General features: G+C 44.0%; 10 protein-coding genes. 3 read left to right on the forward strand and 7 right to left on the reverse strand.

Going from position 1 to position 11,730, the window contains the following annotated elements:
* Window positions 1-3 precede the first annotated feature (3 nt).
* The 3 genes from rarD to BTV98_RS06145 all read left to right on the forward strand — a co-directional run bounded on the left by rarD (window position 4) and on the right by BTV98_RS06145 (window position 1,986).
* Window positions 4-966 (forward strand): EamA family transporter RarD, encoded by a 963-nt coding sequence (rarD, locus tag BTV98_RS06135; protein ID WP_058368702.1) that lies wholly within the window; start codon window positions 4-6, stop codon window positions 964-966.
* 62 nt (window positions 967-1,028) lie between these two features.
* Window positions 1,029-1,439 (forward strand): dihydroneopterin aldolase, encoded by a 411-nt coding sequence (gene folB / locus BTV98_RS06140; RefSeq protein ID WP_058368703.1) that lies wholly within the window; start codon window positions 1,029-1,031, stop codon window positions 1,437-1,439.
* A gap of 1 nt (window position 1,440) precedes the next feature.
* Window positions 1,441-1,986 (forward strand): 2-amino-4-hydroxy-6-hydroxymethyldihydropteridine diphosphokinase, encoded by a 546-nt coding sequence (locus BTV98_RS06145; protein ID WP_058368715.1) that lies wholly within the window; start codon window positions 1,441-1,443, stop codon window positions 1,984-1,986.
* A 58-nt stretch (window positions 1,987-2,044) separates the two neighbouring features.
* On the opposite strand, the gene BTV98_RS06150 is transcribed toward BTV98_RS06145, so the two are convergent.
* From BTV98_RS06150 to glcF, 7 genes are all read right to left on the reverse strand, one after another.
* On the reverse strand, window positions 2,045-2,512 hold the full coding sequence (locus BTV98_RS06150) for a PACE efflux transporter (RefSeq protein ID WP_058368704.1): 468 nt from the start codon (window positions 2,510-2,512) through the stop codon (window positions 2,045-2,047).
* Between the two features lie 59 nt (window positions 2,513-2,571).
* Window positions 2,572-3,462 carry a serine O-acetyltransferase gene (gene cysE, locus BTV98_RS06155; protein ID WP_058368705.1) on the reverse strand — a complete coding sequence of 297 codons (891 nt, stop codon included), beginning with the start codon at window positions 3,460-3,462 and terminating at the stop codon, window positions 2,572-2,574.
* Window positions 3,463-3,701: 239 nt separating this feature from the next.
* A complete protein-coding gene (locus tag BTV98_RS06160) occupies window positions 3,702-4,574 on the reverse strand; it encodes an RNA methyltransferase (protein ID WP_058368706.1) in 873 nt (290 codons plus the stop codon).
* Window positions 4,574-4,960: an Hpt domain-containing protein gene (locus tag BTV98_RS06165; protein WP_058368707.1), complete on the reverse strand. Its 387-nt coding sequence runs from the start codon at window positions 4,958-4,960 to the stop codon at window positions 4,574-4,576. Before BTV98_RS06165 ends, BTV98_RS06160 begins: the two co-directional genes overlap by 1 nt.
* A gap of 53 nt (window positions 4,961-5,013) precedes the next feature.
* Window positions 5,014-8,727: a DNA polymerase III subunit alpha gene (dnaE, locus tag BTV98_RS06170; RefSeq protein WP_075103171.1), complete on the reverse strand. Its 3,714-nt coding sequence runs from the start codon at window positions 8,725-8,727 to the stop codon at window positions 5,014-5,016.
* A 349-nt stretch (window positions 8,728-9,076) separates the two neighbouring features.
* Window positions 9,077-10,324 (reverse strand): FAD-binding oxidoreductase, encoded by a 1,248-nt coding sequence (locus BTV98_RS06175; protein WP_075103172.1) that lies wholly within the window; start codon window positions 10,322-10,324, stop codon window positions 9,077-9,079.
* 179 nt (window positions 10,325-10,503) lie between these two features.
* Window positions 10,504-11,715 carry a glycolate oxidase subunit GlcF gene (gene glcF / locus BTV98_RS06180; protein WP_075103173.1) on the reverse strand — a complete coding sequence of 404 codons (1,212 nt, stop codon included), beginning with the start codon at window positions 11,713-11,715 and terminating at the stop codon, window positions 10,504-10,506.
* Window positions 11,716-11,730 lie beyond the last annotated feature (15 nt).

Consider the following 11,730-nt stretch of genomic DNA (forward strand, 5'->3'; position numbering starts at 1 on the left):
CTTATGACTACCCAAAATGTTGTTAAAAAACCAGTAGTCCCGATTAAAACTACGCGAAGCGGTATCGTCACTGCACTAATCGCTTTTTGTATATGGGGCGCGTTTCCTCTATATTTTAAACAGTTAGCGGCTTATAACGCGACAGAAATCATTGGACATCGCATTGTTTGGACATTTGCCTGTTTGCTAATCGTCGTGGTTGTGACCAAGCGCTGGCAATGGATAGATACCTTAAAGCAAAATCCAAGATGGATAGCGTTGACTTTTTTGTCAGGTATTATTATTGCGACCAATTGGCTCACTTACGTGTGGGCTGTCAACCACGATCGTATCCTTGAGGCGAGTTTGGGATATTTCATCGGTCCATTAGTTGGCGTTGCTTTATCGATGATTTTATTTAAAGAGCGCTTGCGATCCTTGCAGTGGGTAGCGATTGGTTTTGCGCTATTGTCTGTGATCATTCAAGTGGTCATGCTGGGAAGCTTACCATGGCTATCACTGATTCTCGCCTTTAGTTTTAGTACTTATGGTACTATTCAGCGCCAAACGCCTTTGACTCCTGTTGATGCAATGTTCGTTGAGACCACGATGCTCGTACCTATCTTTATTTGGTGGTTTTGGCAAGCTGATGTGGTCAGTAGCCAGCTTGGCTTTTGGTTTACGTCAAATATTTGGCTATTAATGTTGGCAGGTCCGATCACTTTGATACCGCTATTACTATTTAATAGATCGACAAAGCTGGTCGCCTATAGCATTTTAAGCTTTATGAATTATCTGACACCGACCTTTATTTTCTTTTTAGCGGTGTTTTATTACAAAGAGCCTTTTGATTTGCATCGTTTAGTAGTCTTTGGCTTGATCTGGCTCGGTCTGCTATTATTCAGCATTGACCTATGGCGTCATAGGCCTAGTAAGGTACTAAAAACCGAGCGTTTACGTGAAGAAGCTTTGCAACAAGCTAAATAAAAACTGAGCGAAACGTTAGAATCAATAACCTAAACGAAAAATTAGCGAATAAGGATGAAATTATGTTTCATACCGAATCTGATGTGGTATTTGTAAAGGGTCTAAAAGTAGAAGCAGTGATTGGTGTATACGCGTGGGAGCGCGCCATTACGCAGCCCTTATTGATTGACATAGCGCTTGAGACTGATATAAGTGCTGCCGCAGTCTCTGATGATGTCAAGGATGCGCTAAACTATAAAGCGGTCTGCGATGATGTTAGCGAATGGTGTCAAGATATTAGGGCGCAATTGCTTGAGCATCTGGCTGGGCAAATCGCTGATAAACTACTAGCAAAATACATCTGTCATAAATTAACGTTAAGCATTGCTAAACCTACAGCTATCAAGCCCGCTGATGCAGTAGGGGTACAAATCACCCGTTATGCAAAAGATAATAAAAACAAGCCCGCCGTAAGCAAGGCCAATGATACATAATATGCATAAGAAATTGACTGATTTGAACTTTGAAACACTAAAGGTTTGTGCACCCAAAGCGTTGCGAGCGCAGTCCGTGACGGCAGTATTATTGGCTTTGGGTAGTAATCATCAAGCTGAGTATTATTTGCCACGTGTTTGTGAAAGTCTAGCCGCGTTAGGCGACATGCAGTTGTCTACTGCGTTTCAAAACCCTGATTTTACCGCGACTCGAGAGCAACCCAAACCTGACTACACCAATCAATGTGCTTATCTTTCGCTCAAATCTGAGATGCCTTTATCGCAGCTGCAGCAAATTTTTAAGCAGTTTGAACGTGATTGTGATCGTCAACGTTTAATAGAAGCGCAGTCGTCAATAAAAAAGGTCACCATGGATATTGATGTCTTAATGATTAAACCCGCTCTCGTTAAAAATAGCCTAAGCAGTAATATAATATTTGAATGGCCAGAGCAATGGATAATAATGGCAGACCGTTATCCATTTAAAGAGCATGAAAATATAGGAATTAAAGAGTTAACTACAAATGTTGTTTTTAGTGCTGAATAGATCGGCTGAAGTATTGTTTGATGTGAAGAATAGTTAGCGCTAATACGCTCATAACACCTTAATCTTCGTTAGCAAGACTTATGGGGGTTTTTGTGGCCATAGCAGCTCGATAGGGAAGTGTAAATATCTTGTCAAAGAGCAAAGTGAAAACAAAGGTATATACTAAAAAAGAGAGAGTAAGAGAAATCTCCATGGTAAGAGCAGTCCATATGCCAACGCCATACCAAAACATATAAAGTGGTAAACAAACTAAAGTAAGCCCACCTTCAAATAATATTGCGTGGACACTACGTATCTTAAAAGTACGAACTTTGATTTTATTGCGTCGCTCCCAATATTCGAAGAGAGTGTTATAAATGAAATTCCAGACAACAGCGGTAATAGCTATGATCACAGCAAGTATCAATGACTGCTTGGTATCACTACCGCTTAATACGACGAGAATGAATGTTGTCAACATGACAGCAAATATTTCAAAAAGTGTGACATAAAGCACACGGCGTTTGATAGGACCTAAGGTAATCAATTCAAACTCCAGTGTGCTTTTTTAGGCTTTTAGATTCGATAACAAGTTATCAGCTGCTACTATTTATCTTTTGCCTCATCCATGTCTTCTTTATCGATAACATCTATATCTTCTAAACATAGTTTGTCATATTCTTTTTGACAAAAATCAGGATCAATTTTGCACATTGCTTTTTGCAGCTGATCTAAGCGTTTTTCAGACTGCTGGATGTGATTGAGCATCTTGGCAAATGCTTCAGCGACTGGATCTTGTGAAGAGGGGTCAATACCATAAGCTTGGAAAGCAGTGGCGCGTGCCGTGCTTTGCGTTGTAGGTTTAGATTGTGCCGCCTGCGCTGCTTTTTCTTGCTGCTTTGCATCATCTACTTTAGTTGTAAGTGGATTGCCTTTTTCATCATGATGCTCTGAAATCATGCGAGCTGCGCTACCGACCATCGTTGCACCTGCTGGCACAGTCTTTACGACTACTGCATTTGAGCCAATTTTGGCATTTTTGCCAACGGTGAATGGCCCCAAAACTTTTGCTCCAGCACCAACAATAACACCATCTTCTAAGGTTGGATGGCGCTTACCATTATTCCATGATACGCCGCCCAAGGTGACGCCATGATATAAAGTGACATCGTTACCAATCTCAGCAGTCTCGCCAATGACCACACCAACACCGTGATCAATAAAGAAGCGCTTGCCAATTTTGGCTGCAGGATGTATCTCAATGCCAGTCATAATGCGTGAGCCATAGGATACCACGCGGGCCGCGAGCTTTTGCTCATTTTGCCATAAGCAGTGGGCCCCGCGATGCAAAATAAGCGCATGAATACCAGGATAAGTTAAAATAACTTCCAAGCTGTTGCGAGCAGCAGGATCGCGATTGAACACTGCATCGATATCTTCTTTTAGGTCTTGTTTGATGCTAGCGAGCGATCTGAATAAGGCAGTTGGCAATGACATAAATCGTCCTATCTATTCTTGAATGAAATATATTGAGTGAAGTACAGTCAGCGGTAAGACAGTTATGCTACTTTTTTAAAGATTCATCTATAAGCATACACTTTTAATAGTAAGGTTTTTAGCCTGTTTGCTCACTCATCTTCAAGTTATACCAGCTTTGCATCCTAAAATATAGCGTTGAGCTATAAAATATCAATAAAAAAGTAAATCAATATTTGTTTGGATTTTTTAGACAGTTTTCAATCTATTGATAGTTTGGCAATAAGTGCGCTTAACAGCTGAAATTCTTTTTGATCAAGCTGTATGCGAGAGCCAAGTCGAGACAAGCGCGAAGGCAATGATTTTAAGTTTTCACTGTCAGCCAATTTGCGTTGAACCATTAATGCAGTGGTACGCTCAGTAAGCTGTTGCAATTGCTGTTGGGTAATCGCTGGCTCATCCCATTGCTGGCGCGTATAAGTATTGAGCATAGGGTGTCTAGTCGTCTCTAAACCGTCAGTCACATCTAATTGATCATAATCGGCTTTGTTGTCAGTTTTAACATGTGTTTGTGCGTAAGCGAAGATAAAACTGGCAATCACTTGGACGGCTGATGCGACGTTAAGCACTGGATAGGCAGGATTGGCATCTATTTGAATATGGTAGTCTGCATAAGCCAACTCTTCGTTGGTTAAACCTCGATCTTCACGACCAAATAAAATAGCGATATTAGGTTTATCAGTAGAAAAAGTGGACTGTCTATCAACAAAGTCAAACATGATTTTGGCGGCTTGCGTGGGAGTGACTACAGGGCGCGGTAAGTGGCGACTACGACTACTGGCGGCGAAGACCAACTGACAATCCGCTATTGCAGATTCTAGTGTCGGCGTAATAACTGCTGATGACAATAGATCACTGCCTCCTGCTGCATGTGAAACGCTGGTCTCATCGATTGGAAGTTTAGGATCGACGACTGTCAAACGTGACAGGCCCATGGTATGCATTGCTCGTGCTGCTGAACCGATATTAGCAGGTAAAGTGGTATTAACCATGACGACTTGCAAGCAAGACAAATAGTCAGCAGCGGTGGATGTTGAAGAATGGGATGATACGGTTAAGTCAGAGATGCTCATTATGGATTTAGTCTTTTATTGATTTCTAGTTCGACATGCTGCAATGCTAATGCAATGTCTTCTATTAGGTTTGCCTGTTGGTCAATTTTACGCTCACGGCAATGCTCTTGTAGCTTGTGACTCAAAACTATAAGCTGAGTTGCTCCTATATTAGCACTAGCGCCTTTTAGTGCATGGGCGATTTCAAAGCCGTTGGCATTGTCATCCGCTTTTTGCGCTGTACGTAGCGTTACAATACGCTGTTTGCTATCAGTAATGTAAGTTCTTATCAGTAATTCAAAATCTTCTTCGAACAAGTCACGTAAATCTTCGAATTGTTCATGATCGATAATATCGTTATCTAAGTCATTGTTTATAGTATATTTTTTAAGGTGGAATTCGGTCATTACTACATATCCAATGTCAAAATAATTGTTTTTAATTTTCTATATTTATAGTATTAACTATAATGAAAATGCAGGTTGTCTTCAGTTACCATGCTCTTTAACTGCTGTAAATTGTCGTCATTAGGATAGACGCGCCAGTGTTCAGACAGCCCTATATTAGCAATAGCATAACTTTCATAAATGCTCAAGCCAAGTGGTAAGCAATTATCATTGATTGAGTCGTCGGTATTGCTCAAAGCGTTGTTGGCATAGCTGCTGCCATTTTGTTGAAGTGTGTCTTGATTCATATCATTTTCTAGCGCCAACAAGTCGTTACCATCTTCATCATATAAGCTACCACCTATAATAGGATCATAGACACTAGTGTTATTACTGTCTTGCTCGTCCTGATCATTATTATAAGTCAAGCGCGGTGCTGGGATAATGTCAGCTTGTGCTGATTTGAGCAGTGGCTGCAAACGCGTGAGTAATTGAATATCACTACCGTGTATTTTAATACTGATTTTTTTGAGCCAACGCAGGCGCGCATCGACCATACTCATGGCGTTATCTAGACGGGCAAATAGGCGTCCATCACGCTCCCGGATGCTGCCTTTGATGATGACCACTTCATCTACCTTTAGCTGGTCTTTGACGCGATTAAAGCGTTCGGCATAGCAGCTGACCTCCAGTCGTGAGGTGCCGTCATCTAAGGTAATCACATTTCGGTTGCCAAAGTTGGCAATATCGATAATAAGGCCGGCAAAGTAGCAGCTGCCGTTGTAGCCTGTGTCTGTAAGCTTATCGAGACGAGCACCGGAGGTGTAGCGCTTTAATTCATCCAAATACTCATTAATAGGATGACCCGTCAAGTACAATCCCAACGTGTTCTTTTCTGCTTTGAGGCGGTGTTTATCACCCCAAATTAGATCGGCAGTCATTTTGAGCGGTGGGGCGGCGACCACACCGTCCATCTCACCAAACAAGTCCATCATGCCAAGCTCATTGTTTTGGCGGTCTTGCTCCGCGGCCTGTACCGCGCTTGGCAACTGACTCATCAAGGCGCCGCGAATCTCATAGGCGGCATCGCTTGGCAAATCAGGGCGCAGCGTCGCGGCAAAGTCATCAAAGCAGCCAGCACTGACCAATGCCTCAAGCGTACGTTTATTGACTTTTTTGATATCGACCCGGCGGCAGAAGTCATATAAGTCCTTAAACGGCCCACCGCGGCGGCGCGCATCGACGATAGACTCCACCGCACCTTCACCCACGCCTTTAATCGCGCCAAGTCCATAAATGATATTGGTTGGCGTATCAGCGACAAAGTGCCACTCACTGCGGTTTACCGATGGATTGTCTACAGTTAATCCAAAGTTTTCACGGCAGTCATTGATAAAGAACACCACGTTGTCAGTGTTGTTCATATCGGATGTCAGTACTGCGGCCATAAATTCGGCAGGATAATACTGCTTGAGATAAGCGGTCTGATAAGCGAGTACACCATAAGCGGCGGAGTGCGAGCGGTTGAAACCGTAACCGGCAAACTTCTCCATCAAGTCAAAGACGCCGCCTGAAGTCGCTTCATCGATGCCTTGCGCGGTAGCACCAGTGACAAAGATATCGCGCTGTTTGGCCATCTCTTCAGGTTTTTTCTTACCCATGGCGCGGCGTAACATGTCCGCGCCACCCAAGCTATAGCCCGCCATGACCTGCGAGATTTGCATGACCTGTTCTTGATAGACAATAACGCCGTTGGTGTTCTCGAGGATCGGCTCAAGATTGGGATGGTCATAGATGACTTCTTCGCGGCCATGTTTTCGGTCGATATACATCTCTACCATACCAGCATCGAGCGGGCCTGGACGATAGAGCGCACACATGGCGATGACGTCTTCGATATTAGTTGGTTGTAGTTTGGCCAAGTATTTTTTCATACCCATACTTTCTAGCTGAAAGACGGCTGTGGTTTTGGCATCTTGCAAGAGCTTGTAAGCCTTTTTATCATCTAAAGGTAAATCTTCTAAGACTAAGGCGTCTTTACCTTCTTTAGCACGGCGCAGGTTGATGTTTTCCACCGCAGCGTTAATAACCGTTAAGTTACGTAGACCTAAGAAGTCAAACTTTACCAGACCCACATCTTCGACATCATCTTTGTCAAATTGGCTGACACGGTGACCATCATCATCGCAGTAAATGGCGCTAAAGTCAGTGATTTTATGCGGGGCAATAAGGACGCCACCGGCGTGCTTGCCGACGTTACGGCACACGCCCTCTAATTTGACGGCCATCTCCCAAATTTCGATGGCATCTTCATAATCCATGTTGTCAGGGTTGGAGATTAAGTCTTTGAGCTGCGGCTCTTGTTCGAGCGCTTGAGACAGGGTGATGCCAGGCGTTTTCGGAATCAGTTTAGAGATTTTATTGGCCAAAAAGTACGACTTGCTTTGTACCCGCGCCACATCACGCACCACCGCTTTTGCCGCCATCGTACCAAAGGTGATGATTTGTGAGACCGCTTCACGGCCATAGGTTTGGGCGACATAATCGATGACACGGTCGCGGCCTTCAATACAAAAGTCAATATCGAAATCAGGCATGGAGACACGTTCAGGGTTTAAGAAGCGCTCAAATAATAGGTCGTAATGAATGGGGTCGAGATCGGTAATGTTGAGCGCATAAGCGACTAGTGAGCCGGCACCAGAGCCGCGACCTGGCCCCACAGGGACGCCATTGGCCTTGGCCCAGCGGATAAAGTCCATAACGATTAAGAAGTAACCGGGGAAACCCATGGATAAGATGATATCGAGCTCATACTCTAGGCGCTCATCGTACTGCTTACGAAAGTCGCTCCAGCTCTCGTCGCGCGCTTCTACAGGAAAGAGCTTGTCTAAGCGATGATTAAGACCGCGCTGCGACTCTGCCCGAAAAAAAGACTCAATGGTCTCGCCCTCTGGCACAGGAAAATCAGGCAATACATTAATGCCAAGGGTCAAGGTCACATTGCAGCGGGTTGCTAAGCGTAAAGTGTTGTCAACTACCTGCGGAATATCGGCAAACAGTTGCGCCATCTGTTCTTGAGTCTTCAAATATTGCTCATCTGAATACAGACGCGGACGATTTGGGTCAGCCAGTACATAAGAGCCTGCAATACAAACGCGGGCTTCATGAGCATCGAAGTCTTCTTGCTCTAAAAAACGCACATCGTTGTGCGCGACAAGGGGTAGATGATGCTTAGCGCCAGCGTGGATAGCGGCTTTGATAAAAGCATCTTCGCCTGAGCGATTGGTGCGCTTGATCGCAAAGTACAAGCGATCAGCAAAATGCGCCTGCCACTCAGCGATCAGCACATCGGCATTTTCTGGCATAGAGCTGACTAGCGCCTGTCCGACGTCTGATTTTTCACCGAATAAGACAATAACACCAGCAGCATGCTCTAGGATGTGATGACGCTTGATAACAGGCATGCCGTGATTATCAGGGTCGGCGCGGCCTTCGGTAAAGCCAAGCGAGACAATACGGGTGATGTTTTGATAGCCTTCGTTGTCCATGGCCAGCAGTGTCAGTCTGGTGTCTTCATCATCCATGATAACTTCGCTGCCGATGATAGGCTTGATACCAGCACCTAGGCAGGCACGATAGAACTTCACTGTAGCATAAAGGTTGGATAAATCAGTTAACGCCAGTGCACATTGAATATCGGCAGCAGCGGCTTTAATAAGCGGCTTGATGCGCACGATAGAATCAGTGATGGAGTATTCGCTGTGAATGCCAAGGTGTACAAATGCCATAGAGGACTCTTACTAATACAATCGAAAGGAGGTGAGCTGCTAAGAAAATAAATTTATTATTATCAATGCTTTGAGTGGATTTTTAAAAGTAATTAGAAGTAAATAAGACGTCGATAGCCATATTTATTCATTTTAAATTTAGCTGCTAATAATAGCATTATTTGGCACAGACAACCACTGATTCAGCTACTAGGTGTTATATGAGACAGAATGAAATCGGTTTCCAGATTTGCGTAAACTCTATGATATGATCATGATATAAAGACGTTTTCTAGGTCAGCAAAGACTATATTAAAGGTTTAATATTTTGCTTAGTCTTTGTCCATTTTATCATGTTTTAGCAACCTACCTAACTGAATCGAGCGAGCTGATAAGGTTTGGGATCAATAATATGACTTTCATCAAAATAGTATTCGGCAATCATTTTTGCACTTGTAACAGCTTGTGTTAAGCCTAAATGCTGATGACCAAAGTTTAAAAACACACGCTCAATCTTATCTATAACAGGTAGAGAGTCAGAGGTTGATGGCCGAAAGCCCATCCATGGCACATTATCGTTGGAATTTAGGGGAGTCTTTAGCATAGGCTGCGCATGCTGTAAGAATATGTGCGCTCGCTGCATATTGGCAGGAGCTTCAAGTCCTGCATATTCTACTGTGCCCGCCAAACGTAAACCCTCCTGCATCGGTGTCATCACAATGCGCCGATCTAAACTGGTTACGGGAGTCTGTATGCGTTTGCTTTCATGAGGTAACATCAAATGATAACCACGTTCGGTATCTAAAGGAACATTGACCCCCGTTAATTGTTTAGCCAAAGCTTTTGAATGAGCACCTGCTGATAACATCACTTTGGAGGCGGTGATATCCCCTTGATTGGTCTTCAAGCGAATGCCATCTACATCAGTGTGTGCTTCAAAAACCCGGCAATGTTCAACAATCTCACCACCAAGGTGTCTAAAAGTACTGCTAAGCTGAGTGATTACCGCTGTTAAATTGGTGATATGTCCTGTGTTTGGGAAAAACAACGCTGCTAATTGATTATTTTGTAAGGCGGGTTCATTTTCTAATAGCATCTCTTTGGTCAGTAGTTCATTGTTCACGCCAACATCGTTAAGACGCTGGCCTTGGGTCATGAGCAGATCAATGCCACTTGTTTTTTCAGTGGTCAATAACGAACCTTTTACTTCTATCCAATCGTCTAATTGCCACTGTTTGGCAAAGTCTAACCATGCTTGAAGGCAGTTAGTATTTAAGCTTAATAACGCTTGATGAATGCGCTCAAATGGTTCAGGACGCATATTCAGTAGTAACTGAATGGCCCAAGGCATCAAACGAGGTAAGTAACGCCAGTCTATGCGTAGCGGTCCTGTTGGATTCAATAACATGGCTGGAATATGACGGAGCATGCTGGCATCAGCTATGGGAAATACATGCTCCGGCGCGATATGTCCGGCATTGCCAAATGACGCGCCTTGTCCAACTTCATTTGCCTCCAGCAATGCTACCTTTACTCCTCGTGCTTGTAATGTCACTGCAGTCGCAAGCCCAATAATACCGCCACCAATAATGTGTAAGTCAAAATTTGAAGTAATCATAAAGACTCTCGATAGTGCTCATGTGCTCAGTTTAAAGAAGCCTGATTGGTTGATGTCATAAATGTTAACTGACTAAAACCAATATACTAAGTTCAGAAAATGTCCAAAGAATTCAGCTACTTTTATCTTCATTTATAAATAAGGATATTCAACTTAATTACCTATTGTCGTAAATCTAACTACTGCGGATCCAACAGTTCAATCCAGTGCTTCACTGGTATGCTTGCTCGGCTACTTAAGTGTAGTTGACAACCTATATTAGCGGTCACTATCTGCTCTGGATGACCAATCGTCAAGTCCGCAAGCTTATTGGTTAGTAACTGCTGGCTAAGCTCAGGCTGCAGTATCGAGTAGGTCCCAGCAGAGCCGCAGCATAAATGCTTGTCTTTAGTAGGCGTGAGCTCAACGCCGGCTTGCTGCAAAATTTGTTCAACTAAGCCGCTGAGCTTCTGAGCATGTTGTAATGAGCAAGGGCAGTGTACGGCTGTTCTGCGCCCTTTATCTTGCAATTGCAGCTGACTCAAATCCTCTTTAATCAACACCTCTCCTAAATCACGAGCAAGCTCGCTAACCCGCTGGGCTTTGGCAGAATAAGCACTATCGTGGCGTAGTTTTTTACCATAGTCTTTGACCATCGAGCCGCAGCCTGAGGCGCTAATAACAATAGCTTCTACGCCGTCTTCAATATAAGGCCACCAAGCATCGATATTGCGGCGCATGAATGCCAACCCTTCTTCATGGGCTGGCATGTGATAACTGACGGCACCGCAGCAACCGGCTTCGGGCGCAGTAAATAAGCTAATACCTAATTTGTCGAGCACGCGAGCGGTCACAATATTGGTATTTGGAGTCGCTGAGGGCTGCGCGCATCCTGCCAATACTAACATTCGGCGTGTATGCTGCTGGGTCGGCAAAGCGCGCTTGATTTGTTTGATGGGTACTTGTTGCTTTAAATCATGAGGTAAAAAGGATCGAAACAGTTGTCCTAAGCGTAATAAAAGCCCGAAGCGCTTCGGATAGGGCAAGATTTGGCGTATCAACCAGCGCAACATTTTTTGTTGTAGTGGTCTCTCTAGTTGCTCTTCCATGATGCCGCGGCCTATCTCAGCCAAGCGGCCATATTTTACGCCAGAAGGGCAGGTGGTTTCGCAACTACGACAGGTTAGGCAACGGTCTAGATGCGTTTGTGATTTTTCGCTAATGTCACCGGTCTCAAGCAGCTGTTTGACTAAATAAATACGTCCACGTGGACCATCTCTCTCGTCGCCCAATTCCTGATAAGTGGGACAGGTGGCATTGCAAAATCCACAGTGTACGCAGCTGCGTAAGATAGCATCCGCTTCTTTGATTTCTGGATGATCCAGATACTTTACATTAATTTGGGTACGCATAATATTTTCCTATTG

Source organism: Psychrobacter sp. Cmf 22.2 (genome assembly GCF_001921745.1).
Taxonomy (GTDB): Bacteria; Pseudomonadota; Gammaproteobacteria; order Pseudomonadales; family Moraxellaceae; genus Psychrobacter.